The 24,168-nt window shown below is 67.1% G+C and carries 20 protein-coding genes; 1 reads left to right on the forward strand and 19 read right to left on the reverse strand.

The annotated features are described in order from the left end of the window. The first annotated feature begins 32 nt into the window (after positions 1-32). A complete protein-coding gene (locus tag IB275_RS18235; protein ID WP_412548203.1) occupies positions 33-920 on the forward strand; it encodes an AraC family transcriptional regulator in 888 nt (295 codons plus the stop codon). Positions 921-973: 53 nt separating this feature from the next. Here IB275_RS18235 and IB275_RS18240 read toward each other — a convergent pair whose 3' ends face one another. The 19 genes from IB275_RS18240 to IB275_RS18330 form a co-directional block, all read right to left on the reverse strand. Next, on the reverse strand, positions 974-1,201 hold the full coding sequence (locus IB275_RS18240; protein WP_081516876.1) for a tautomerase family protein: 228 nt from the start codon (positions 1,199-1,201) through the stop codon (positions 974-976). A 309-nt stretch (positions 1,202-1,510) separates the two neighbouring features. After that, positions 1,511-2,653, reverse strand: coding sequence for an acyl-CoA dehydrogenase family protein (locus tag IB275_RS18245; protein WP_192294782.1), 1,143 nt, complete (start codon positions 2,651-2,653; stop codon positions 1,511-1,513). Between the two features lie 12 nt (positions 2,654-2,665). Beyond that, on the reverse strand, positions 2,666-3,865 hold the full coding sequence (locus tag IB275_RS18250) for an acyl-CoA dehydrogenase family protein (RefSeq protein WP_192294783.1): 1,200 nt from the start codon (positions 3,863-3,865) through the stop codon (positions 2,666-2,668). A 46-nt stretch (positions 3,866-3,911) separates the two neighbouring features. Further along, positions 3,912-4,997, reverse strand: a complete 1,086-nt coding sequence (locus IB275_RS18255; protein ID WP_192294784.1) for a Zn-dependent alcohol dehydrogenase — start codon at positions 4,995-4,997, stop codon at positions 3,912-3,914. A gap of 53 nt (positions 4,998-5,050) precedes the next feature. Then, positions 5,051-6,388: a coniferyl aldehyde dehydrogenase gene (locus tag IB275_RS18260; RefSeq protein ID WP_192294785.1), complete on the reverse strand. Its 1,338-nt coding sequence runs from the start codon at positions 6,386-6,388 to the stop codon at positions 5,051-5,053. A gap of 111 nt (positions 6,389-6,499) precedes the next feature. Further along, positions 6,500-8,833 (reverse strand): helix-turn-helix transcriptional regulator, encoded by a 2,334-nt coding sequence (locus tag IB275_RS18265; RefSeq protein WP_192294786.1) that lies wholly within the window; start codon positions 8,831-8,833, stop codon positions 6,500-6,502. Between the two features lie 309 nt (positions 8,834-9,142). Beyond that, the gene (locus IB275_RS18270; RefSeq protein ID WP_192294787.1) at positions 9,143-10,510 is read right to left on the reverse strand and encodes a DUF1329 domain-containing protein; all 1,368 of its coding nucleotides are present in this window, start codon (positions 10,508-10,510) and stop codon (positions 9,143-9,145) included. Between the two features lie 22 nt (positions 10,511-10,532). Beyond that, complete coding sequence (locus IB275_RS18275) at positions 10,533-12,383, reverse strand: DUF1302 domain-containing protein (RefSeq protein ID WP_192294788.1); 1,851 nt, start codon at positions 12,381-12,383, stop codon at positions 10,533-10,535. Positions 12,384-12,642: 259 nt separating this feature from the next. Continuing rightward, positions 12,643-13,083, reverse strand: coding sequence for a PaaI family thioesterase (locus IB275_RS18280; RefSeq protein WP_192294789.1), 441 nt, complete (start codon positions 13,081-13,083; stop codon positions 12,643-12,645). Next, positions 13,083-14,639, reverse strand: coding sequence for a long-chain-fatty-acid--CoA ligase (locus IB275_RS18285; RefSeq protein ID WP_192294790.1), 1,557 nt, complete (start codon positions 14,637-14,639; stop codon positions 13,083-13,085). Before IB275_RS18285 ends, IB275_RS18280 begins: the two co-directional genes overlap by 1 nt. Before the next feature lie 39 nt (positions 14,640-14,678). Further along, positions 14,679-16,406: a long-chain-fatty-acid--CoA ligase gene (locus IB275_RS18290; protein WP_192294791.1), complete on the reverse strand. Its 1,728-nt coding sequence runs from the start codon at positions 16,404-16,406 to the stop codon at positions 14,679-14,681. Positions 16,407-16,452: 46 nt separating this feature from the next. Beyond that, positions 16,453-17,685, reverse strand: coding sequence for an acyl-CoA dehydrogenase family protein (locus IB275_RS18295; protein ID WP_192294792.1), 1,233 nt, complete (start codon positions 17,683-17,685; stop codon positions 16,453-16,455). 13 nt (positions 17,686-17,698) lie between these two features. Further along, positions 17,699-18,616: an SDR family oxidoreductase gene (locus IB275_RS18300; RefSeq protein WP_225607783.1), complete on the reverse strand. Its 918-nt coding sequence runs from the start codon at positions 18,614-18,616 to the stop codon at positions 17,699-17,701. A 33-nt stretch (positions 18,617-18,649) separates the two neighbouring features. Further along, complete coding sequence (locus IB275_RS18305; protein ID WP_192294793.1) at positions 18,650-19,804, reverse strand: acyl-CoA dehydrogenase family protein; 1,155 nt, start codon at positions 19,802-19,804, stop codon at positions 18,650-18,652. Between the two features lie 17 nt (positions 19,805-19,821). Continuing rightward, positions 19,822-20,625: an enoyl-CoA hydratase/isomerase family protein gene (locus tag IB275_RS18310; protein ID WP_192294794.1), complete on the reverse strand. Its 804-nt coding sequence runs from the start codon at positions 20,623-20,625 to the stop codon at positions 19,822-19,824. Positions 20,626-20,628: 3 nt separating this feature from the next. After that, positions 20,629-21,390 carry a 3-oxoacyl-ACP reductase FabG gene (gene fabG / locus IB275_RS18315; protein WP_192294795.1) on the reverse strand — a complete coding sequence of 254 codons (762 nt, stop codon included), beginning with the start codon at positions 21,388-21,390 and terminating at the stop codon, positions 20,629-20,631. 10 nt (positions 21,391-21,400) lie between these two features. Continuing rightward, a complete protein-coding gene (locus tag IB275_RS18320) occupies positions 21,401-22,546 on the reverse strand; it encodes a thiolase family protein (RefSeq protein ID WP_192294796.1) in 1,146 nt (381 codons plus the stop codon). Further along, positions 22,543-22,938 carry a Zn-ribbon domain-containing OB-fold protein gene (locus IB275_RS18325; RefSeq protein ID WP_192294797.1) on the reverse strand — a complete coding sequence of 132 codons (396 nt, stop codon included), beginning with the start codon at positions 22,936-22,938 and terminating at the stop codon, positions 22,543-22,545. The genes IB275_RS18320 and IB275_RS18325 overlap by 4 nt, the downstream gene beginning before the upstream one ends. A 14-nt stretch (positions 22,939-22,952) precedes the next feature. Continuing rightward, complete coding sequence (locus IB275_RS18330) at positions 22,953-24,152, reverse strand: acetyl-CoA C-acetyltransferase (protein WP_192294798.1); 1,200 nt, start codon at positions 24,150-24,152, stop codon at positions 22,953-22,955. Between the last annotated feature and the right edge of the window lie 16 nt (positions 24,153-24,168).

Genomic DNA, 24,168 nt, shown 5'->3' on the forward strand with positions numbered 1-24,168 from the left:
TGACCGAGACCACCACACAGCCAGCCCAGTCGATGGCACAGGCCATTGCCGCGCGCATCGCCGAACCGAGCGACGTTTCCACTGCAATCGCCGGGCTCAGCCTGTTCCGCCGCAACAGCCCGTCACCGCCCTGCATCTGCATGGTCGAGCCCAGCATCGTCCTCGTCGCCCAGGGCGAGAAACAGCTCTGGGTGGGAGCTGAGGGATATGCCTATGACCCATCGCGCTTTCTCGTCACCTCGCTGGATCTGCCGGCTAATTCGGAAGTGCTGAAGGCGAGCGAGGAAGCCCCCTGCGTAGGACTGGTGCTGAAGCTCGACCTTCGGATCCTGGCCGAACTCATCGCCCAGGGCGGCCTGCCACTGACCCGCGAGCGGGCTGTCAGCAGAGGGGTGGGGATCGGCACCATGAGCCCAGGCCTGCTCTCCTCGTTCGGGCGTCTGGTGGACTTGCTGGACGACGCCGATGCGATTCCCGTGCTGGCCCCGCTGATCCAGCGCGAGATCCACTTCCGCCTGCTGCGAAGCGACCAGGCGGCGCGTTTGCGGCAAATCGCCTCGGTGGATAGCCAGGGTTACCGGATCGCCAAGGCCGTCGACTGGCTGAAGCAGAATTTCCACCTGCCTCTGCGGATCGAAGACCTGGCGGCAAGGGTCCAGATGAGCCCGCCGACCTTCCATCACCACTTCCGCCAACTGACGGCCATGAGCCCGCTGCAATACCAGAAGTGGTTGCGCCTGAACGAGGCTCGCCGGCTGATGCTCAACGAGCACCTGGATGTGTCACGGGCGGCCTTCTCGGTCGGGTATGAAAGCCCCTCCCAGTTCAGCCGCGAGTACAGTCGTCTGTTTGGCATCGCGCCCAGGCTGGACCTCAAGTGCTTGCGCGGTCACGCCGACGCGGGGGCACCGCGAGAATAGGCGAGAAGCTTGCGCAGCCCAGCAGCGGGATCGAGGCTGCGCGGGTACCACGCTTAAGGCTTGTAACCTGGCTTTTTGTAGAGATTGTCGCCTGCACCGAGGATGTCGGTGTCGTAGACCGTCCGTTTCCAGTCCGCAGGCGCCACATCTTCAATGGCTACGGATATCGATTCGTCCCCGCACCCGACTACCGACTTCAGTGCATTCGCGATTTCCTCGGTCAACTCGACCTTGAGGGCCTCACTTCGGCCTTCGAGCATTTTGATAATGACATGTGGCATGGGTGTCTCCGCGTCAGGGGGCAGGATCAGGTCGGCCTGAGCCAGGCTCCATTGATAGCAGATCCAGCAGACGGGAGACTGCCACCCTTGAAGCGCAGTCATTCAGCACGGATTCGAATTTCAGCGCAACACTGAACATCCAACCTGTTTGCATCGGCCGTTCTAGTTGCCGCCGGACAGGGCAATTGAACGTCCGCCATGAGTCGGTAGCTGCCTCTCGCGAATATCTGCAACTCAGCCACCAGCAGACCGCCAGGAGAAGGCTGCGGCACCGGGCCTCGCCGGCCCGGTGCAAGAGATGCCTGCGGCTCAGGCAGGCGCCATCAAGTCGCTGAAGACCTGCAGGTGGTGGTCATCGTCGCCCAGCTGACGGGCCACCATCAGCAGGTGCTTGGCATGGTGCGAGAGCTGGTATTCCCAGGTCAGGCCGATGCCGCCATGGAGCTGCACACTCTCGTCGGCAATCAGGCGGGCTGCGCGGCTGACGATGTACTTGGCCGCCGCCAGGGCGCGACTGCGCTCGACGCTTTCGGGCTCATCGGCCAGGCACGCGGCGAGCAGCGCCATGGAGCTGGCCTGGTCCAGTTCGATACGCAGGTCGACCATTCGGTGCTGCAGGGCCTGGAACTTACCGATGACGTTGCCGAACTGCTGGCGGGTTTTCAGGTAGTCGAGGGTCAGCGCGCAGGCCGCCTCCATGCTGCCGACCGCCTCGGCGCACTGCGCGGCGATTGCCCGCCCCTGCTGGTAGCGCAGTGCAGCCAGCGCGCCGCCCTCCGCGCCCAGCAGAGCCGCGGCTGGCACGAAGACCTGGTCCAGGTACAGGTCGCAGGCCATGCGCCCGTCCAGCGTCGGGTAGTCCCGGCGACGCACGCCGGGGCTGTCCGGGTCGACCAGGAACAGGCTGATGCCCGTTTCGTCCAGCGGATCCCCGGCGGTGCGGGCCGATACCAGGATCAGCCCGGCGCTCTGTCCGCCGAAAACCACGCTCTTGCGTCCGTCCAGCAGCCAGCCGCCAGACGTGAGGCTGGCGGTGCTGTGCACATCGTGCAGCTGGTAATGGCTTTGCGGCTCATCGACGGCCAGCGCCAGTTGCAACTGGCCGCTGGCGACTCGCGGCAGCAGTTCGGCGCCTTGCGCCGGGTTGCTCAGTTGCGCCAGCAGGCCGCCGGCATACACCACCGAGTACAGATAGGGCTCCAGGCACAGGCCACGACCCAGCTCGGCGCAGACCAGGCCCACTTCCACACCCTGGCCGGAAAACCCGCCATGGGCTTCGGCAAATGGCACCGCGCACAGCCCCAGCTCACCCAGTTGCGCCCAGAAGGCCCGGCTGAAGCCGCCCGGTTCGCGCCGACTGGCCTCGCGCTGCTCGAAACCATAGTGGTCCCGTACCAGGCGTGCCGTGGTGTCCTGCAGCATCTGCTGCTCTTCGCTCAATTTGAAGTCCATGCTGCAGGCTCCTTACAACTCGAGGATCATCTTGGCGATGATGTTCTTCTGGATCTCGTTGGAGCCGCCGTAGATAGAGGCCTTGCGCGAATCCAGGTACTGATAGGTGGCGGTGGCACTGTCGGCGCTGTGCAGCACCTCGCCCGGCATGGCCTCCAGGCCCAGTTCGTCCTCCAGGAAGGGCAGCGCATAGCTGCCCACGGCCTTGGTCAGCAGGTAGACGATCTGCTGGCGTACCTCGGTGCCCTTGACCTTGAGAATCGAGCTTTCGGCACCCGGCACCCCGCCGTCGCGGGCAGCCACCAATGCGCGCAGGTTGCTCATGTCGGCCGCCATCAGTTGCATCTCCACGGCGGCGACCTGCGCACGGAACAGCGGGTCGTCGAGCAGCGGCCGGCCGTTGCGCAGCTCCTGCCCGGCGACCTGCTTGAGCTTGCGCAGCAGCACCTTGGTCTGGTTTATGCCGCCAATGCTGGTGCGCTCGTGGGTGAGCAGGTACTTGGCGCAGGTCCAGCCTTCGTTCTCGCGGCCCACCAGGTTTTCAACCGGAACGCGCACGTTGTCGAAGAACACTTCGTTGACCTCGTGTTCGCCGTCCAGGGTGATGATCGGCCGCACCGTGATGCCCGGTGTCTTCATGTCGATCAGGAGGAAACTGATGCCGCGCTGCTGGGGCGCATCCGGATCGGTGCGGACCAGGCAGAACATCCAGTCGGCGTAATGCGCCAAGGTGGTCCAGATCTTCTGGCCGTTCACCACGTAGTGATCGCCTTCGCGCACGGCGCGGGTCTTCAGCGCGGCCAGGTCGGAACCGGCACCCGGTTCGGAATAGCCCTGGCACCACCAGTCGGAGCTGTCGAGGATGCGAGGCAGGAAGCGCGCCTTCTGCTCGGCCGTGCCAAAGCGGATCAGCACCGGCGCCACCATCTTCGCGCCGAAGGCGACCACCCGTGGCGCGCCGGCGGCGAAGCACTCTTCCTCGAAAATGTGCTTCTGTATGGCGCCCCAGCCCGGGCCGCCGTACTCCGCGGGCCAGCCCGGCACCAGCCAGCCGCGCTGGTTGAGGATGCGCATCCAGCGCACCTGGTCTTCCTTGCTCAGGCGCTTGCCGGCGAGGATGCGTTGCGCCAGTTCAGGGGGCAACGAGGCGCGCAGGAAGGCACGCACCTCTTCGCGGAACGCCTGTTCCTCGGGCGTGAAATGGATATCCATCAGTGAACTCCTGTTGCCGGACCGCCAGCGGGCGGCCCCGGGCAAGTCATTGGTCGAAGACGATCACCGAGCGAGCCAGCTCGCCGCGACGCAATTCATCGAAGGCCTGGTTGATCTGGTCCAGGCGGATGCGCTGGGAAATCATCTCGTCGAGCTTGAGCCGGCCGGCCATGTAGAAATCCACCAGCGCGGGCATGTCCACCGGGAAACGGTTGGAACCCATCAACGAGCCCTGCAGGCGACGTTCGTGGAGCAACTGGTAGGGGTCGACCTCGATCTTCAGGCCCGGCTTGATCATCCCGATGATGGTGGCGGTGCCCCCGCGCGCGAGCATGCCGAAGGCCTGCTCGGCAGTCTGCTTGAGGCCGATGCACTCGAAGGCGTGATGCACGCCGCCACGGGTCAGCTCCAGCACCTGCTTCACCGCGTCGCCGCCCTTGCCGTTGACCACATCGGTGGCGCCGAACTGGCGGGCCAGCTCCAGCTTGGAGTCGAGCATGTCGATGGCGATGATCCGCCCGGCTCCGGCCAGTGCCGCGCCATTGATGGCCGCCAGGCCGATGCCGCCACAACCGATCACCGCGACCGTTTCGCCAGGACGGACCTTGGCCGTGTTGAAGACCGCACCGGTACCGGTGGTTACGGCACAGCCCAGCAATGCGGCGCGGTCCAGCGGCATGTCGCGGCGGATCGCCACGCAGGCGTTCTCGTGCACCAGCAACTGCTCGGCGAAGGCCGAGAGGTTGACGAACTGCGGCATGGGCTTCTGCGCATAGCTCAGACGCGGCTCTTCGTCCTTGTCACGCTTGGTCTCCGGCGAAACGCAGCGCGACAGGTGGCCCGTCACACAGTGTTCGCAGTGGCCGCAGAAAACCGTCAGGCAAGTCACCACATGATCTCCGGGCTTGACCGTGCGTACCTCGGAGCCGACCTGCTCGACGATGCCGGCGGCCTCGTGGCCGAGCACCAGGGGGCCAGGATAGGGATAGGAGCCGTCGATCACGTGCAGGTCCGAGTGACAGACGCCCACGGCGACGGTGCGGATCAGCACTTCGCGCGGACCGGGCTTGCTGATGACGACGTCTTCGATGCTCAGCGGCGCGCCGACCTGGTGGAATACAGCTGCTTTCATGTTTTGCCTTCTCGACAGTAGGGGAATTCGACGGTGACGGGAGCCGGTGCCGGTCAACCGGCGCGATAGATGGCCCTGGCGTGGCTGAAGGTGCGGAAGCCATCGATGCCGTGGTAGGCGCCCATGCCGCTGTGGCCGACGCCGCCGAAGGGCAGGCTTTCCAGCCCGGCGTGGTGCATCACTTCGTTGAGCGTCACGCCGCCGGAACAGGTGCGTTCGAGCACCGCTCGCTCCTCGCCGGCATCGCTGCCGAACCAGTACAGGCCAAGGGGGCGCGGGTGGGCGTTGATGTAGGCGATGGCCTCGTCGAAATGGCGATACGGCTTGATCGGCAGGAGCGGCCCGAAGATCTCGTCCTGCATGACCTGCAGCCCATCGCCGGGGTCACGCAGCAGCGTCGGCGCAAGCTTGCGACGCGCGGGGTCGAGTGTTTCGCCGGCAGGGTTGAGTTCGACCAGTTCGACGCCCGCCGCCCGCGCTTCGTCCAGGTAGCCGCGCAGGCGCTGGTAGTGACGATGGTTGATGACAGCGGTGTACTCGGGGTTGTCGGCCAGCGTCGGGAAGACCTTGGCGACGACGGCTCGGGCGATCTCGACGAAGGCGTCCAGCGACTCTTCGGGAACAAATACGTAGTCCGGCGCAACACACAGCTGGCCGGCGTTCATCAGCTTGCCGAGCATGATCTTGCTGGCTGCGCTCTTGAGGTCGGCGGTGCGGGACACGATGGCCGGCGACTTGCCGCCCAGCTCCAGGGTCACCGGCACCAGGTTCTCGGCTGCCGCGCGCAGCACGTGCCGGCCAATGCTGCCGGCCCCGGTGAACAGCAGGTGGTCGAAGGGCTGGCGACAGAACGCCTGGCCGACCTCCGCCGGACCGGTGACCACCGCCACCTCGTCCTCGGCATAGACCTCACGGATCATCCGGGCGATCAGTGCCGAGGTCTGCGGGTTGAACTCCGAAGGTTTGATCATGACCCGGTTGCCCGCCGCCAGTGCGCCGGCCATCCCCTTGAAGACCATATTGGCCGGCACGTTCCAGGCGGTGACGATGCCCACCACGCCCAGCGGCTGGTACTGCACCCAGGCTTCGCCGCGCGGCGCCTGGCGGTGCTCCGGCTGCATCCACTGGTGCAACTCGTCACGGGTCTGACGCAGGGTGGCCAGCGGCGACAGCACGTCGCTATGGCGCGAGAAGGTCGGGCTGCGCTGGCCGAAGTCCGCGTCGAGCGCTTCGATCAGCGCCGCCTCGTGACGGACCAGCAGGTCGATGGCGCGGTCGATCAACTCGATGCGCTGCTCGGCGCTCCACGGCTCGCCCGCTCGGCTGGCGGCGTGCTGGCGCTGCAGGATCGCACGGATCGCGGCGTCATCCGGGTGGGCGGTGGCGGTCATGGCAGGGGCTCCTCAGCTGGACAATCGGGCCGGCGGACAGCGCCGGCGAGTCGCTGCAATGGTTGGGGCTATGCCCGCCGCAGGGCGCCACCCGGATCAGGTGGTACGGCTTCAGGCGAGCAATCCACGGGCCTTGGCGAAGGCGATCGCCTGGGTGCGCCGGCTGGTGCCGAGCTTCGCGTTGATGTTCTTGGCGTGGTACTTGACGGTATTCACCGAGAGGAACAGGGCATCGGCGATTTCCTGGTTCGACAGGCCCTCGGCGAGCCGCTCGAGCACGGCCGCTTCACGGGCCGTCAGCTCCTCCTGATAACCACCGGCGTCGGCCCCCTCCTCTTCGATTTCCTGCTGTTGCCGGAAGCGCAGTGCCTCCGCGCGCAGCTGGCCAAACCCGCTCCGGCCGCAGTGCTCGACGATCACCCGCAATCGCGCTGCAGCCTGCTCGCGCCGCCCCAGGTGGTGCTCTGCCTGCGCCACGAGCCATTGCACCTCCAGGCTCAGGGTGGGCGACAGCAGGGTCGACAGCGCGCCCCCCACCGGGTACTGCCCGGCGAGCAGGCCGCCGGCTTCGAGCACGCCACGCCAGTCACGCTGTTGCGCCAGGCCCTTCAATTGCTGCAGGGCCAGCGCTGGCTGGTAGCAGTGCCGGTCGATACCGGCGCACTGCATGGCCCGCTCGCCGCGCCGGACCTGGGCCTGCGCCAGGGCCAGGTTGCCGCGACGCCCAGCCACCTCGGCCAGCCCAAGGTAACTGCCCAGCACGAAGGGCGCGTCGCAATCGCGCAGGTGCGGCAGGGCGGCCCGCAGTGCCAGGTCGGCATCCTCCACGGCACCCTGCGCCAGCAACAGATCGGCGCGAGTGAGCATCAGACGCCCCAGTACCGGGTCCCAATCCAGCCCGGCCTGCGCGCGTCCCTGCAGCCCATCCTCGAGCAACAGCCCGGCCAGCTCCAGCTCACCGGCCAGCATCAGCCCGCGCAGGCACTCGCCCTGCAGCAACGCCTCGCTGTCCTGGCAGCCCTGCCGGCGCGCCTGTTCCAGTGCGGCGTGCCAGTGCGTCTGGGCCTCCCGCACGCGACCACTGGCCTGCAGAACCCGTCCCAGGGTGAACTGGCAGAGCAGGTGCGACAGCCAGTCCCTCGGCTCGTCCCTCAGGTTGGCCAGCGCCTCGCGGCAGTGCCGCTCGGCCCCATCAAGCTCACCGCGGAACGCCTGGATGCCACCGGCAAGGGCTTGCCAGTGCGCCAGCAGCAGTCGGTTATGCTCCGCGGTGGCCGCCGGCAGGAAGCGCGACAGGCCAGCCAGGCTAAGCTCGGCTTCGCCGACCCGACCACTGAGCAACAGCGCCAGCGAACTGAGGTAGATCAACCGTGGGGTGCCCTCCAGCAGCTCGCCAGGCAGTTGCCGACGCCACTCCAGCACGCGCCGCAAATGACGGTCGGCGAGTTGCCAGCTGGGCTTCAGGCGCTCCATATAGGTCGCCGCCACCTCGGGCTGCCGCGCCCGCAGGGCCTGGTCGATGGCGTCGTGCAGCTGCCCTGCCAGGCTGAGCAGGCGGCAGGCGTGCAGGCGCAGGCGCGCCAGCTCGTCCGGCGCGATGGCATCGTGCAGCAGGCTGGCGACCAGAGGCTGGACGCGGTACCAGTGTTCCTCCGCGTCCAGCGGCTGGATGAACACCTGCAGGTGCAGCAGACGGCCCAGTGCCTGGGCGCCGGCACCGGCTTCCCAGAGCTGGGCGCAAAGCTCGGCGGAGAACCTGGGCAGGTGGCACAGCCCATGGAACACCCGGCGCTCCCCGTCCGTCAGGCGCACCAGCACTTCGCGTTGCAGGTAGTCGCGCAGCAGTGTCCTTCCCTGGCTGTTGCCGGCCAGCAGAAGGCAGGCGGCACCCCACCAGCCGCCGCACCTCAGCCAGATATCCTCGCGCTGCGCTTCGTCGGCATCAGCCGCGATACGGCAGCAGACCGCCTCATAGTCGCGGTGTGACATGCACAGTTGAGCCACGCCCAGCTCCAGAAGGTCGCCTCGCAACAACAGCGATGGCAGGTCCCACGCGGGCCGCTGGCGGCAGCTGACGCACAGGCGTACACGGCACTCCGGCAGGTGCAGCAACTGCTCGAACCAGTTGTTCAGTTCAAGGCACAGGTCACCCGCCAGGTCATCCAGCACCAGGCGCAACGGGCGGCCCGGCAGACCGAGCAGACGCAGCAGTTGCACCGGGCCGGTGGCGGCTGGAAAACCCAGCGCCAAGGCGATCTTCGAGCAGAGTTCGGCCAGCCCCGGCACCTGCCCGCGGCAGCTCAGCCACAGCAAGTTCTCGCCAGCGGCGCCGCCGGCGAAACTCTCGCAAAGCAGCACCGTCTTGCCGTATCCCGCCGGTGCACACAGCAACGTCAGGCGCTGCCGGCCATCGCGCACAGCGGCGGCAAGCGCGCCGCGCGGCACATGGTGCTCCGGGAGCCGTGGAAGAATGGCAACGGGCGCGCACGCCCAGTTCGAACTGACACCCAGACCTTGCATGATGGGCCTCGATCCATGGTGTGGCGGGAGCAGCAGGCGGTGCGAAGGCACAGGAGCCCGCCGAGTCTGTAATCAGACTGCAAAACACCGTGGAAAAAGGCGCCACCCGTGTCAGGTGGCGGCCGCAGGATGGCGATGCCCGGTGGCCCGGACAAATAGCGCCGGAGCGGGAGCAGGACGCCCCGGCGCAGGCACGGCGATGACCGACGCATCGCCGCGTTCGGACAGACTGCCTCAGCGGATACCGGCGTTGCGCAGGGCCGCGGGGGTGAAGTCGTTCATGCTGAACTTCTGGTCGTACTGGGTGGCCTTCTTCGATTCGTTGGTCATGCCGAACACCAGGTAGCGACCGGCGATCAGGTCGTACAGCGCCTGCGCCGCATAGAGGCTGACGCCGTGCTGGTAGTCGTTGACCTGGTAACCCTCGCCGACGCGCCAGAGCTGGCCACGCCCGTCATAGTGATCCACCTCCAGCAGCGACCAGGTGTCCTCGTCGAAGAACATGTGGCGCTTGGCATAGATATGCCGCTGGCCGGGCTTGAGGGTGCCCTCCACTTCCCAGACCCGGTGCAGCTCGTAGCGCGTCAGGTCCTGGTCGATGTGGCCCGGCTTGAGGATGTCGGTGTACTTGAGCTTGGGCGACCAGAGCCGGTAGTTGTTGTACGGCACGTACATCTCGCGCTTGCCGATCAGCTTCCACTGGTAGCGATCCGGCGAGCCGTTGTACATGTCGGCGTTGTCCGCGGTGCGCAAGCCATCGGCAGCGGTACCGGGGCCGTCGTAGGCCACCTGCGGTGCGCGGCGCACACGACGCTGGCCGGCGTTGTAGGACCAGGCATTGCGCGGCTCCTTCACCTGGTCGATGGTCTCGTGCACCAGCAGCACGTTGCCGGCCATGCGCGACGGCGCGGTCACCGCCTGCTTGACCAGGAACAGGTAGTTGGCGGCCTTCTGCGCATCCACGTCGGGCATCAGGAAGGGAATAGCGACATCCTGCTGCATCTCGACCACGGTGAAGTCACCGTTGACCTGCGGCGTGGCCTGGGCGATCTGCTGCGTGTAGCTGGTGCCGCGGTAGCGCGTCTCGTGGTTCCACACCACTTCCACGCCGGACTTGGGAATCGGGAAGGGGTAGTAATGCCCGGCAAAGTTGCTCAGGCCATCGCCGTCGTTGACCAGTTCGGTGGACTGGGCGCTCTTCTTCGCCGCCGCGTAGATCGAGTCCGGTGAGGAAGCGCTGCGGCGGGTCGGGTAGACCGGGATGCGGTAGGTGTCCGGGTAGCGCTGGAACATCGCCTGCTGGCCGGGGGTCAGCTTGTCCTTGTACTGCTCGACGTTGGCGCGGGTGATGACGAACAGCGGCTTGTCGGCGGCGAAGGGGTCACCGAGAAAGCCGTTGCCATCCACCGGCGCCGCGCCGGGCTTCAGTCCGCCGGTCCAGGCCGGGATGCTGCCCTGGGCGTTGGCGGCCATTTCGCCGCCCAGCGGCGTCAGGCTGGTGCCGAGCCGGGCCGCTTCGTCCGCGGAAATGGCGGCCATGACACTGGTGGTCAGCAGCGACAGCGCGAGGACGCCGGTTTGCAGGAATGCGATCTTTTTCATGCGAGTATCTGCCTGTGCTGGATCAGAAGTTCACGCCGAAACTGAGCGAGACGAAGTCGCGGTCAGTCAGGGTGTTGTACTTGCCGTCGAAGTAGTTGGTGTAACTGAGGCTGGCGGTGTAGGTGTTCAGGTAGTCGGCATCCAGGCCCAGGCTGATGGCCTTGGCGCCCTCTTCGAAGTTGGGCCCGCGACCTTCCACGTCATGGGACCAGGCGAGGTTCGGCTTGAGGTTCACCCCGGCGAAGACGTTGGGATAATCGAGCATGCCGCGCAGCCGGTAGCCCCAGGAGTCACTGGTGTAGAAGCCGTGGCTGTTGCACTCCTGCGCGGGGTTGCTGGCGTTGGCCAGGCCGACGTTGGTGCCGGCGCAGGTGGTCGCGCCGGCGGCGCCGGGCAGGATGCCGGAGCCGAACGCGGGGTTGCGGCCGAAACGGATGTCGGTGCCATCGGCGTCGCCCAGGCCGTTGATGCGGTTGTAGCCCACCTCACCGATCAGCGTCAGGCGCTCAGCGCCCATCACCTGGTCGAAAAACTGCGTCGCGGTCATCTGCGCCTGCAGCACCGGCATGCGCTTGTAACCGTTGATCACGCCACCATTGGGCACGTCGGCGATGTAGCCGCTGGTGACCAGCGGCGACAGCCCCGGCGTGCCACGCACGTTGGTGGTGGCGCTGAGCAGGTCGGCGGTGTTGATCTGCAGCGGCATGTTCGGCCGGTAGCTCAGCTCGCCACCCAGCGAGGTCCCGCCAATGTTGGTCTGGAAGCTCAGGCCGTAGAGGCGGATGTCCTCGGGGTAATCGATGAAGTAGCCAGCGCTGCGCGGCACGTTCAGGGCGTTGGGCGGGGAGCCCGCGCCCTTGGTGCGCACGGTGCTGAGGAACGGGTTGCGGCTGTGGTAGTTCATCGCATAGGCCGCGACTTCGGTGTCGTTCAGCTCGGGGATGAACCAGCGCAGTGCCACGCCGAACTGGCCGCCGTCGCGCGCATCGTTGTCCTTGACCCGCGGGATGTAGACATCATCCAGCCCACGGGCGATGGCCAGGGCACTGCCCTTGTTGGTGGCCTGGCCGGGCGCCAGGTCCAGCCCGGACACCACCAGGCGGTCATCGCAACCCTTGGGGATGCCGTCATTGCCGAAGAAGGTGCCGCAGTTGTCGGCCACCGACTTGTCCCACTCGATCTGGTAGAAGCCTTCGGCAGTGACGTTCTCCATCAGTCCCTGGGACAGGTAGAACATGTTCACCGGCACCAGCGCTTCCTTCACCTCGGAGCCCGGGCGGCGCAGCGCGGCGACATCGATGGGGTTGATCGAGTTGATGCCGTTCTGGATGAAGGTGCTCTCGCCCCAGCTCACCACCTGCTTGCCCAGCCGCACGTTACCCGGCAGGTCGCCCAGCTCGTAGTTGTGGTAGACGAAGCTGTCGAGGAACATTGCCCCGGAAGACTTGGCGGCCTGGTCGCGGCCATGGTCGTCGATATCGTAGAAATGCTGGCTGCCATCCTTGAGCTCGGAGTCGTACCAGTACTTGCCGCGCACGAACGCACCGCTGTCGCCGTACTTCAGTTCCAGGTCGTGCAGCCCCTTGAAGATGGTCGAGAAGTTCTCGCCACTCTTGAAGTTCAGACGGCCGTCATCCACGGTACGCGACGACGACTTGCCGCCCTTCACGCCCATCGAGTTGAAGTTGGAGATGAACTGTTTGTCGGGGGACTGGGTGGACCAGCTGGCGCCGATCGACAGGGAGGAGTCGAACTTTCCTTCGATCTCCCCGATATTGAAGTCGACGGCGTAGGCCTGCGAACCGACGCCCAGGGCGACGGCGGCGGCCAGCAGCTGCGGCTGAAAAACTCCGCGTTTTGTTGTTCTTGTCATGCGGCGCTCCGAAAGCGGATCAGTGTTTGGAGAGCCGATGCTAGCGAGGGGTGGAGTGCGCCAATTCACCCGATCGGGTAATTCTTCCGGATGCCACCATGCCCGCCCGCAGACCGCGCCAGGACTGCCGCCGAGCCACGTTACCAAGGGTGACAAGCAGCGGATGGTGCGCTGTCGCAGCCATCCTGCCAGGCCAGAAAAGACGAAGCCCCATCGAGGGTTCGATGGGGCTTGGGTGATTGACGGGAACCTCGATGAATCAGCGGGCGCCGGCCGTACTCCCCTTCCACAGGGTGAAGATGCCAGTGGCCCGCAGCACCGTGCGCTCGCCGACCTTCAGACGGCAATCGGCGTTGGCGAAACTGCCGCCGAACTTGAGAATCTCCACATGGGCCTCCAGCCAGTCGCCCTCGCGTACCGCACCCAGGTAGTCGAGGGAGAGGTTGACGGTGATCGGCGGAAACTCCAGATCGTACGCGCGCCGGAATACTACGCCGAAGGCACTGTCGGCGAGAGTAGCAAGGAAGCCGCCATGAACGATGCGCACCGAGTTGAGCAAGTGTTCGCCGATGCGTACAGCGAGCACCGGCAGTTCGTCGTGCAGGTAGAAGCCGCCACAGTGACGGGCGAAGCCCGGCGGCGTCGGCAGCGGCGAAAAGCCCGCCGGAATGGCCGCCTGCGACAGGTCGACGGCGGCCATCAGTTCACCGCCCGGCTCTTGCCGGCCCAGAAGGGTTCGCGCAGGTCGCGCTTGAGGATCTTGCCAGCCCCGGTGAGCGGCAGCGCGTCGCGGAACTCCACCGACTTCGGGCACTTGTAGCTGGCGATGTACTCGCGGCAGTAGCGACGCAGGTCGTCCTCGTCCACCGTCGCCCCCGGTTTGCGCACCACGATGGCATGCACCGACTCACCCCATTGCTCGTGGGGAATGCCGATCACCGCGCACATCAGCACTGCCGGATGACGAGCGACGACGTTCTCCACCTCGGCGGAATACACGTTCTCGCCGCCGCTGACGATCATGTCCTTGAGGCGGTCGACGATGAACAGGTAGCCCTGCTCGTCCATGTAGGCGCCATCGCCGGTGAACAGCCAGCCGTCACGCAGCGCCCTGGCGGTTTCCTCCGGTTTGTTCCAGTAGCCGAGCATAATGTTCGGGCCGCGCACGATGATCTCGCCCACCGTTCCGCGCGGCACTTCGCTGCCCTGCTCGTCGACGATCATCACATTGACACCCAGGCCGGCGCGCCCTACCGAACGGATCAGGCCGCTGGCCCTGGCCTCGGCGCCATGGTTCTGCGGCGGGTTGGTGGAGACGATCGGGCACGCCTCGGTCAGCCCGTAGGAGTGAGAGAGCTGCAGATGCGGCAAGCGGGTCAGCACCTGCTCGATCATCTCGCCGGCGGTCGGCGAGGCGCCGTAGGTCAGGCGCCGAAGCGAGGACAGATCGTGCTGGTCGAATTCCGGGTGGGCCAGCAGGCCGAGGATCATGGTCGGCACCAGGATCGCGTCGGTCACCCCCTCCTCGGCAATGGCGCGCAGCACCGCCGGTGCATCGAAGGTCGGCTGGATGACGTGGGAGCCGCCGGCGATGAAACCGGAGACCACCCGCGCCAGCCCGGCGATATGGAACAGCGGCATGACGTGCAGGTCCCGCTGCTCCGCGCCCTGGTGGATTTCCGCCATGCGCTGGATGCATGCCGACCAGAGGTTGAAATGGCTCTGCATCACGCCCTTGGGAAATCCGGTGGTGCCGCCGGTGTACATGATGCAGGCAAGGTCGTTGCCGCCACGACCGGCGTCTTCCACTGGGGTGGCGCCGGCCAGCAGCGTCTCGTAGTCGAGCATCCCCGGCGGAGCGTCCTTCTCCCCGGCGTAGATGAACACCGGCGCATTGCGCGCCTGGGCACGGATGCCCTCGACCTGCGGCAGGAAGTAGTCGTCGACCAGCAGGAAGCGGGTGTTGCAGTCATCCAGCGAATAGACGATTTCCGGCACCGCCCAGCGGATGTTGATCGGGTTGAGCACCCCACCGCCCCACCAGGTGCCCTGCATGTATTCCAGGTAACGGTCGGAGTTGAGTGCGAGCATACCGACGCGGTCTTCGGCGACCATGCCCAGGTTGCGCAAGGCGCCGGCCAGGCGCGCGACGCGCTCGCCGAACTCGCGGAAGGTACGGCGGCGCGCGCCGAAAAGGGTGACGGTACGCTCGGGCGTCTGCTGCAGCGAACGCTGCAGGCCTTGGGTCAGGTACATGCGGGGAATCCTTGGAATTGTTGTTGTCGGGCCCGGTGCTCAGGAGGCGTGCCGGGCCATCTCCTGTTCCTGCAGCTCGCGCCAGGCGATCTTTCCGGTGGCGTTCTTCGGCAGGCTGTCGACGATCTGCGCCAGGCGCGGGGCCTTGTAAGTGGCCATGTGTTCGCGGCACCAGGCGAGCAGCTCCTCGCTGCTCAGCGAGGAGCCGGGCTTCAGGGTCACCACCGCCTTCACCGTCTCGCCCCGGTGGCGGTCGGGAACGGCGATCACACAGGCCTCGGATACCGCCGGGTGGCCGTGCAGCAAAGCCTCGACTTCCGCCGGCCAGACCTTGAAGCCCGAGGCATTGATCATTCGCTTGAGGCGATCGCGCATGAACAGGTAGCCGTCCTCGTCCATGCTCGCCAGATCGCCGGTACGCAGGAAGCGCTTGCCGTCGATGACGATGAAGCTGTCGGCATTGGCCTGCGGATTGTTCCAGTAGCCCAGCATCGCCTGGCCAGCGTGGGCGACGATTTCGCCGACCTCGCCCTGGGCGACCGGTTCCAGGGTTTCCGGATCAAGCAGGCGCAGGTCGACACCGAAGGTCGGGACCCCCAAGCAACCGCGCTTGGGCTTGTACAGCGGGTTGGTGCAGAGGAAGGACGCGGTCTCCGTCAGGCCGTAGCCTTCGATGTAGTCGAGGCCGTAGCGCTGCTTGAGCAGGTCGCTGATGTGCTGCGGCGTGGCCGCCCCGCCGCCGGTGATGATGCGCAGGCTGGAGAGGTCGCGCTGGTCGATGCCGGGCTGCGAGAAGAAGTCCACCAGCATGGTCGGCAGCGCTGCCCAGAAGGTCACGGCGTGGCGTTCGATCAGGGTGGCGGCGGTTTCGCGGTCCCAGCGCGGCATCAGCACGATGGTGCTGCCGTTGAAGATCGCGGCGTTGACGTTGGTCTGCAGGCCGAGCAGGTGGAACAGCGGTGCCACCGCGAGGAACACCGAGGAGGCGTTGGTCGGGCGCCATACGGAGGAGCCGACGAAGGAGGTGCTGACGGTCCGATGGGTGTGTACGCAGGCCTTGGGCTTACCGGTGGTGCCCGAGGTGTAGGGCAGCATGCAGAGGTCGTCGGGACCGGCGCGGTGCGGCGCCGGCGCGTGCTCCTGGGCCAGTGCCGCCGCCCAGCGCTCACCACCGGCGAACAGTGGCTGCGTCGAGGAGCGCTGGCGCACCCAGTCGGGAATGTTCAGTCCGGCGTCGTCCTCACCCAGCGCATCGCCGTAGGCGTGTACGACCACGCTCCGCAGCGAAGTGCGACCCATCAACGGGGCGACCTGCTCCACCAGTTCCTCGGCGACGAAGGCCGCCACCGCGCCGCTGTCGCTGACGATGTGCTCCATCTCCTCGAGCAGCAGCATGGCGTTGGCCGGCACCAGCACGGCATCGGCGCGCAGGATGGCGAAGTAGGCGGCGATGAACTGCGGGCAGTTCTGGCTGAACACCACCACCCGGTCCCCTCGCTCCACGCCGCAGACGCTCTGCAGGTAGCCGGCCATCCGCTCGACGTCTCGCAGCAGGTCGGCGTAGCGGTAGGCGCTGCCGAAGAACTGCACGGCGGTCTTGTCCGGATAGCGCCGCTCGGCGGTCTGCAGGTGGGTGAAGATGCTGGTTTGCGGAATATGCACCTGACGCGCCGGCAGGTGGACGGCATGGCGCGGATCGGCGGCCAGCGGGCCGCTCGGGCGCTCGGCCACGCCGGGCGGCGTCGGGTGGGGATGACTGTAGGCCATGAAGCCTCCTGTTCGCGGGCTGGGGCCCGCTTGTTGGAATTATGGGTCAGAAGCAGGTATCGCCATCGAGCAGACGGCGGGCGATGGTGCGCCGCTGGATTTCCGAGGTGCCATCCGGAATACGCATGGTACGGGCGAAACGGAAGCCCTCTTCCAGGCGCAGCTCGTTGGTCAGGCCCATGCCGCCATGCACCTGCATGCAACGGTCCATCACCCGGCACAGCGCCTCGGTGGAGGAGGCCTTGACGATGGAAACCTCCTTGGTCGCCGGCTGGCCCTCGTCCACCAGCCACGCGCAATGGCGCACCATGCTCTTCACCGCGTAGATATCCATCGCACATTCGGCGAGCATCGCCTGGACCATCTGGTGCTCGGCGATCGGCTGGCCGAAAGTCTTGCGCACCTTGGCGTAGTCCAGCGCCTGGTCCAGGGCCCAGCGGGCCAGCCCCAGGCAGGACGCCGCCATGCTCAGGCGCCCGGCATTGACCCCCTCCAGCGCCGCCTGCAGGCCGCGGTCGAGCGGGCCGATGCGCTGGCTGTCGGGCACCCGCACGTTTTCCAGCGCGATGATGCCGATGTCCGCGCCCAGGTGGCCCATGGTCGGGATCACGCTGGGCACCGAGAAGCCAGGGGTGTCGGTCGAGAGGAAGAAGCCGGTGATGCCGCCCTTCCCTGCCCTGACCTTTTCCTCATCGGTGACGGCGAAGATCATCGCGTAGTCGGCGTAGGGAGCGTTGGTGATCCACTGCTTGCTGCCATTGAGTATCCAGTGGTCGCCATCGCGCACGGCGCGGGTTCGCATGGCCAGCACGTCAGAGCCGGCGTCCGGCTCGCTGAGGCCGAAGCACAGGGTGCGTTCGCCGCTGGTGATGGCCGGCAGGTACTCCTCCAGCACCGACGGCTGCATGTGCTTGAGCACCGGGGTCAGGCCGTTGGTGAAAGGCGACGGCAGGATCACCGTCTGGATCAGGTGCCGGGACGGCCCGACATGGGCATTCAATCGCTCCTGCAGGTAGACCGCCGCCTGGGCGCCCAGGCCGGCGCCTCCCAGTGAGGCATCGCCCAGCGCGGTGTAGAAGCCGGCCTCGGCGGAGAGCCGGCGCACTTGCGCGCGCAGCTCCATCACCTGCGGCGCATAGCGGCCATCCTCGGTGTACAGCCGGCGTTCGTTGTGCAGCAGGTCGGCGTGCTGCTTTTCCAGCGGCAGCACTTCCTGTTCGATGAAACGGATCAGCGCGTCGCCTACCGCCACCCAGTCATCGGGTACGTTGAAATCCATGGGCTTGCTCTCCTCAGACCGGGTCCCAGCCGAACACGTCGGCCGAGGTTTCCAATGGCAGGAACGACGGCTTGAACGCCGGCAGCAGGTGCTCGCTCAGGGCCTCCGGCGTCCAGCCCTCAGCCCGGTGCAGGGAGCGCCCCGGGCGCGGCTGGTTCATCAGGAACACTTCGTTGCGGCGCACGGTGAAAATCTGCCCGTTGACCTCGCTGGCCGCGTCGCTGGCGAGGAACACCGCCATGGCGGCGATCGGCGCCGGGGTCATCGACTTGATCTTCTCCACCCGCGCAGCCTGGGCCGGATCGCTGGCGGGGATCGAGCCGACCATGCGGCTCCAGGCGAATGGCGAGATGCAGTTGGAGCGCACCCCGTAGCGCGCGCCATCCAGGGCAATGGACTTGGACAGCCCGACGATGCCCAGCTTGGCGGCCGCGTAGTTGGCCTGGCCGATGTTGCCCACCAGGCCGGAGGTGGATGTCATGTGCACGAACGCGCCGGACTTCTGCTCGCGGAACCCGGTGATCGCTGCGCGGCTCATGTAGAAGCTGCCGTAGAGGTGCACGCGGACCACCGCGTCGAATTCCTCCGGGCTCATCTGGTGGAAGATCCGGTCGCGCAGGATGCCGGCGTTGTTCACCACCGCATCGAGGCGGCCGAAGCTGTCCATGGCCTGCTGAACGATGCGCTGGGCGCTGTCCCACTCCGACACGCTGTCACGGCTGAGCACGGCTTCGCCACCGGCGGCGCGGATCGCCTCCACCACTTCGCGGCCGGGGTCCTCGTCGTCGGCTTCGCCGCTGACACTGACGCCCACATCGTTGACCACCACCCGCGCCCCCTGCGCGGCCATCTGCAGGGCCATCTCACGGCCGATGCCCCGGCCGGAGCCAGTGACGATGACGACCTTGCCTTCCATCATCTGCGAACTCATGAAGAACTCCTTCGGATTCCTGTTCTGCGAGCCTCAGCGGAAAGCGCTGACGCCAGTGATCTCACGGCCCTGGATCAACGCCAGGATGCCGTTCATGCCGTCGGGCACCTGGAACATCCGGGCGTCACGCCACATGCGTTCGATGCCCAGTTCCTCGGTGATGCCCATGCCGCCGTGCAGCTGCATCGCCAGGCCGAGCGCGCGCTCACAGGCCTGGGTGGCGTAGCGCTTGGCCATCGCCGAGCTGCCGTTGGCGCGCTGGTCACGGTCCATCGCGTCCAGCGCCTGGTAGCAGAGCAGGCGCGCGCTGACGATCAGCGTCTGCATGTCCGCCAGGTCCTGCTGTACCAGTTGGTGCGCTGCCAGTGGCTTGCCGAACTGCTCGCGCACGCCGGCATACTCCACGCACATCTCGAAGGCCTTCTGCGCCAGGTGTACGCACATCAGGCCGATCAGCGGGCGGTTGCCGTTCCAGCCGACCGTGAGGGTCCTGGCGGCATCCCCTGCCTCGCCGATCAGGTGGCTGCGGGGAATACGGGTTTCCTCGAACAGCACCTCGCTCAGGTGGCCCTGCTGCAGGCCGGTGACGCCGATCTCGCGCACCTCCACCGTCGACTGGCTGCGGTCCACCAGGGCGCGCTGGGCAATCGGCCGGCCACGCTCGTCGTTGCCCAGGGTGCAGGAGACATTGAGCAGGTCGCAGACCGAGGCGTTGGTGATCCAGATCTTGCGACCGCTGATGTAGGCGCTGTCGCCTTCGACCCGCAGCCGGGTCTTCACCGCGTTGGAGTCGGAGCCGGCGTTGACCTCGGAGTTGGCGGTGCAGGCGATCTTGCGCCCGGCGATCAGGTCCGGCAGGTACTGCGCGGCGATTTCCGGCGGACAGCCGGAATAGATGCGCGCCACGGTGCCTTCGTGGGAAATCAGCGAGAGCGCGACGATGGCCGGCAGCTGTTCGAGGATCAACCCGTAGTCGAGCATCTTCAGCCCTCCGCCGCCGACCTCGACGGGCAGGCGCGGCGCGGTGATGCCCAGCTCGGCCAGGGCGGCGTAGATTTCCAGCATGGCGCTGCGCGGCAGCGGCTTGTCCACGGGGTGACGGGCGAGCACGGGATCGATACGGTCACGCACCATGCGCCGGGCGGCGTCGATCATCATTTCCTGGGAGGGATTGGGAGCGAAATTCATCGATGGTTACTCGGGGATCAGTGGCCGGTGAATTTCGGCCGACGTTTCTCGGCGAAGGCCTTGCGGCCCTCGATGCGGTCGCGGCTGTCGCGTAGCAGGCCCCAGTGCAGGTTGGCCTGGGCGACGAAGTCGCGCGGCGCCAGGTGGCTGGTTTCCACCGCCAGGCGCTTGATCGCCTGCACTGCCAGCGGGCCGTTGGCGGCAATGGTCTCCGCCAGCTCCATGGCCAGCGTGAGCAACTGCTCGCGCGGCACGCAGTCGCTGATCAGGCCGATGCGCAGGGCCTGGGCGGCGTCGATGCGCTCGCCGGTCAGCGCCAGTTTCATCGCGTGGGCCGCCGGGATGGCGCGCAGCAGGTACTGCACGCCCCCCACGGCCGGTACGCTGGCGACCCGCGCTTCGGGCAGGGCGAAGGTGGCTTGCTCGCTGGCGATGCGCAGGTCGCATTGCAGGGCCAGTTCCAACCCGCCACCCAGGCAGTAGCCCTGGATGGCGGCGATCATCGGCTTCCAGATGTCCAGGTCACCGAGGTCGATCAGTCGCGTGTAGCCCCCCTCCTCGGCTTCCGCCGTGCGGCTCTTGAAGTTTCCGCTGGCAAACCCGGTGGACGGCGGCAGGGTCGCCTTGAGGTTGGCGCCGGTGCAGAACGCCTGGTCGCCGGCGCCGGTGAGGACGATGGCGCGCACCTGGTCGTCGTCCTGGGCCGTGCCCAGGGCCTTGCGCAGGTGGCGCAGGTCACCGATGGTCAGGGCATTCATGGACTCCGGCGCATCGAGGGTGATGAGCGCCACGTGGCCGATGATCTGGAACTGGATGGCCATGGCTCAGGCGCTCGGGCTGGACAGGGAGCGGCCGCCGCAGACATAGAGCGTCTGGCCGGTGATGTAGGACGCCTTCGGGTCGGCGAACATCAGCACCGCATGGGCGATGTCCTCGGGCTTGCCGATGCGGCCGACGGGAATGGTCGCCATGATCTTCGCCCGCTGCTCCTCGGAGAGCGGCGCGAGGATCGGCGTATCGATGGCGCCCGGCGCAATGGCGTTGGCGGTGATGCCGTGCCTGGCCAGTTCGATGGCCAGGGTGCGCGTCAGGCTGATCACGCCGCCCTTGGCCGCCGAGTAGTTGGCCTGGCCGAAGCCGCCGAGCCAGGCCCGCGAGGAGATGTTGACGATGCGCCCGAAGCCCTGCTCGACCATGCCCGGCACCACGGCCTTGGCGCAGAGGAACTGCGACTTGAGGTTGACGTCCAGCACCAGGTCCCAGTCCGCTTCGCTCATGTTCACCAGGCGCTTGTCGCGGGTCAGGCCGGCGTTGTTCACCAGCAGGTCCGGGGTCTTCCAGCGCTCCGCGACCTGGGCCACCGCGGCACTCACCTGCTCGGCGGCGGTCACGTCGACCTTCACGCCCATCAGGCTGTCCGCTTGCGCGCCGGCTTCGGCGACCAGTCTGTCCATCGCTTCGCCGTTGAGGTCGAACATGGCGACGGCGTAACCGGCACCCAGCAGGGCCCGGGTCAGGCCCAGGCCAATGCCCTGGGCTCCACCGGTGACGATGGCGACCGGTTTATTCATGGGGGACGTGTTCATGTGGGTCTCCTCAGACGCCCAGGATGTGTACGGCGGAAGCCGCGTGATCGACGCCGGCGATGCCGCCGCCGGTGCATTGGGTCAGCGCCAGCTCGGCGCCCTCGGCCTGGCGTTCACCGGCACGCTGTTGCAGTTGCCAGACCGCCTCAACCATCTGCGCGACGCCGGTGGCGCCCAGCGGGTGGCCCTTGGCGAGAAGACCGCCAGAGGGGTTCACCACGGTCTTGCCGCCCAGCCCGGTAGCACCGCTCTTCAGCAGTTCGTGGGCCTCGCCACGGCCGCACAGACCGAGGGCGTTGTAGTAGATGAGCTCGGCGATGCTGAAGGCGTCGTGCAACTCGATAACGTCGATGTCGGCCGGCTTCACCCCCGCCTCTTGGTACGCCAGCGTGGCGGCGCGGGCGGTGATCTCGGCGGACAGAATGTCGTCATCCGGCTCCTCGGCGCGGCCGGACTGGATGACCGATGCCAGCACCTGTACCGCGCGCGCCTGCTGCGGCTTGCGGGTGGTGAGCACCAGCGCGGCGGCGCCATCCACCGCCGACGGGCAGCACTGCAGCAGGGTCAGCGGGTCGAAGACCGTCCGCGAATTCATCACTTCGTCGAGAGAGACCTCGGTGCGGGTCTGCGCGTAGGGGTTGAGCGCGCCGTGACGACGGTTCTTCACCGCCACCTCGCCCAGCACCTCGGCGCCCACGCCGAACTCATGCAGGTAGCGGGTGGCACGCATGGCGTAGATCGCCGGCAGCGCCATGCCGGCACGGGCATAGAGTTCCGTCATGTAGTCGTTGCGTTGCAGCGGGATGGTGCCACCGCCCAGGCTGGTGAGCTTCTCCACGCCGAACACCACCACGGTGTCGTAGATGCCGGCCTGCAGCGCATGGCAGGCCAGGTGTACGCCGGTGGCGCCACTGGCGCAGGCGTTCTCCACGTTGTAGATCGGCAGGCCGGACAGGCCCAGGTCACGCAGCAGCACCTGGCCCAGCACCATGCCGCCGAACACGTTGCAGGCGTAAAAGGCCTGCGGCTCGTGCAGCTCGATACCGGCGTCGGCCAGCGCCTGCAACACCGACTGCTGGGTGAGGTCCTGCAGGGACGCGGTGTGACGGCCGAAAGGTGTCATCGCCACACCGGAGATGTAGACCGGCTTGTTCATGCGTCCTCCTGCGGACGGAAGGCGTAGATCGGGCCACTGTCGGAGTCGACCAGGCACAGGCTCAGGGCTTCGCCGATGCGCGGCTGGCGACCGGCGGGATAGTCCAGGCGGGCGAACACCCGCAGTCCTTCAGGGAAATCGGCCAGGCCCAGCGGCTGTGGCGACTTGTTGGCCTTCGGGCTGAAATGCACGACGGTGAAGCTGTACAGCTGCGGCGTGGAGTCCAGTTCCACCAGCTCACAGCCTTCGCGCAATGGCGAGGTTTCCGGCAGCGGCGGGAAATGCAGGCCGGCGTGGCCCCGGCGGCGCGAGGCCAGCAGGACCAGGCGACCATCGCGCTCGCGCCAGGGTTGTTCGGCGATGCCGGGCACCGCCTCGGTTTGTGCACTCATGGGAGCTCCTTGGCTCAGACGCGTTCGAACACCGCGGCGAGCCCCTGCCCGCCGCCGATGCACATGGTTTCCAGGCCGTACCGGGCGTTGCGGCGCTGCATCTCGTGGAGCAGCGAGGTCATGATCCGCAGCCCGGTGGCACCGATGGGGTGGCCCAGGGAAATGCCCGAGCCGTTGACGTTGACCCGCGGGTCGTCTTCCAGCTGCCACTCGCGCAGCACGGCGAGCACCTGCCCGGCGAAGGCCTCGTTCACCTCGATCAGGTCCATGTCGGCCAGTTCCAGCTTCAGTCGCTGCAACAGCTTCGCTACCGCCGGCACCGGGCCGAGGCCCATGCGCAGCGGATGGCAACCGGCCGAGGCCCAGCCGGCGAAACGCGCCATCGGCCGCAGGCCGTGCTGGATGACGAAGCGCTCGGAGACCACCAGGCAGCCCGCCGCCGCGTCGTTCTGCTGGCTGGCGCTGCCTGCCGTAACGGTGCCGCCCTTGATGACCGGCGCCAGCCTGGCCATGGCTTCATAGCTGGCCTCTTCACGGATGCCTTCATCGCGGCCGACGATCAACGGCTCACCCTTGCGCTGCGCTACCTCGACCGGCATGACCTCGGCATCGAAACGCCCCTGGCTCCAGGCAGCCGCGGCCTTCAGGTGGCTGCCCACCGCCCAGCGGTCGCAAGCCTCGCGGCTGATGCCGTAGTCGCGCACCAGGTTCTCGGCGGTCTCCACTGCGCCGCCGGGGCAGTCGCCGTAGCGGCTCGCCGGCTGCGAGTTGACCCGGCCACGGTCGAGGCGGTCATGAAGCTTCACGTCGCCCAGCCGTGCGCCCCAGCGCATGCTGGTGCTGTAGTACTCGATGTTGCTCATGCTTTCGACGCCGGCCACCAGCAGGCAGTCGGCAGCGCCGGTCTGGACCTGCATCGCCGCATCGATCACCGCCTGCAGGCCGGACCCGCAGCGCCGGTCCACCGAGTAGCCGGCCACCTCGTCAGGCAGGCCGGCCAGGGACGCGGCGTAGCGCCCCATGCAGGGCGCCTCGCTGGACTGGTAGGACTGCGCGACTATCACTTCGTCGACTTGCCCGGCGGGCACACCGCTGCGCCGCAGGACTTCCCGCAGGATGCGCGCGGCCAGCTCCGCCGCCGACACGCTGGCGAGCGCGCCGCCGAACTTGCCGATCGGCGTGCGCACGGGGGAAAGGATGTAGGCGTTGGACATGGCGGTCTCTTCTTCT

Origin of the sequence: Pseudomonas sp. PDM21, from assembly GCF_014852505.2 — a bacterium.
Taxonomy (GTDB): Bacteria; Pseudomonadota; Gammaproteobacteria; order Pseudomonadales; family Pseudomonadaceae; genus Pseudomonas.

Coding starts and splice junctions, on each gene's coding strand:
- IB275_RS18295 (WP_192294792.1), bottom strand. CDS start 17,685: ATGGATTTCAACGTACCCGATGACTGGGTGGCGGTAGGCGACGCGCTG.
- IB275_RS18300 (WP_225607783.1), bottom strand. CDS start 18,616: ATGAGTTCGCAGATGATGGAAGGCAAGGTCGTCATCGTCACTGGCTCC.
- IB275_RS18235 (WP_412548203.1), top strand. CDS start 33: ATGGCACAGGCCATTGCCGCGCGCATCGCCGAACCGAGCGACGTTTCC.
- fabG (WP_192294795.1), bottom strand. CDS start 21,390: ATGAACACGTCCCCCATGAATAAACCGGTCGCCATCGTCACCGGTGGA.
- IB275_RS18330 (WP_192294798.1), bottom strand. CDS start 24,152: ATGTCCAACGCCTACATCCTTTCCCCCGTGCGCACGCCGATCGGCAAG.
- IB275_RS18325 (WP_192294797.1), bottom strand. CDS start 22,938: ATGAGTGCACAAACCGAGGCGGTGCCCGGCATCGCCGAACAACCCTGG.
- IB275_RS18285 (WP_192294790.1), bottom strand. CDS start 14,639: ATGTACCTGACCCAAGGCCTGCAGCGTTCGCTGCAGCAGACGCCCGAG.
- IB275_RS18240 (WP_081516876.1), bottom strand. CDS start 1,201: ATGCCACATGTCATTATCAAAATGCTCGAAGGCCGAAGTGAGGCCCTC.
- IB275_RS18245 (WP_192294782.1), bottom strand. CDS start 2,653: ATGGACTTCAAATTGAGCGAAGAGCAGCAGATGCTGCAGGACACCACG.
- IB275_RS18310 (WP_192294794.1), bottom strand. CDS start 20,625: ATGGCCATCCAGTTCCAGATCATCGGCCACGTGGCGCTCATCACCCTC.
- IB275_RS18250 (WP_192294783.1), bottom strand. CDS start 3,865: ATGGATATCCATTTCACGCCCGAGGAACAGGCGTTCCGCGAAGAGGTG.
- IB275_RS18305 (WP_192294793.1), bottom strand. CDS start 19,804: ATGAATTTCGCTCCCAATCCCTCCCAGGAAATGATGATCGACGCCGCC.
- IB275_RS18270 (WP_192294787.1), bottom strand. CDS start 10,510: ATGAAAAAGATCGCATTCCTGCAAACCGGCGTCCTCGCGCTGTCGCTG.
- IB275_RS18290 (WP_192294791.1), bottom strand. CDS start 16,406: ATGGCCTACAGTCATCCCCACCCGACGCCGCCCGGCGTGGCCGAGCGC.
- IB275_RS18260 (WP_192294785.1), bottom strand. CDS start 6,388: ATGACCGCCACCGCCCACCCGGATGACGCCGCGATCCGTGCGATCCTG.
- IB275_RS18255 (WP_192294784.1), bottom strand. CDS start 4,997: ATGAAAGCAGCTGTATTCCACCAGGTCGGCGCGCCGCTGAGCATCGAA.
- IB275_RS18280 (WP_192294789.1), bottom strand. CDS start 13,083: ATGGCCGCCGTCGACCTGTCGCAGGCGGCCATTCCGGCGGGCTTTTCG.
- IB275_RS18275 (WP_192294788.1), bottom strand. CDS start 12,383: ATGACAAGAACAACAAAACGCGGAGTTTTTCAGCCGCAGCTGCTGGCC.
- IB275_RS18320 (WP_192294796.1), bottom strand. CDS start 22,546: ATGAACAAGCCGGTCTACATCTCCGGTGTGGCGATGACACCTTTCGGC.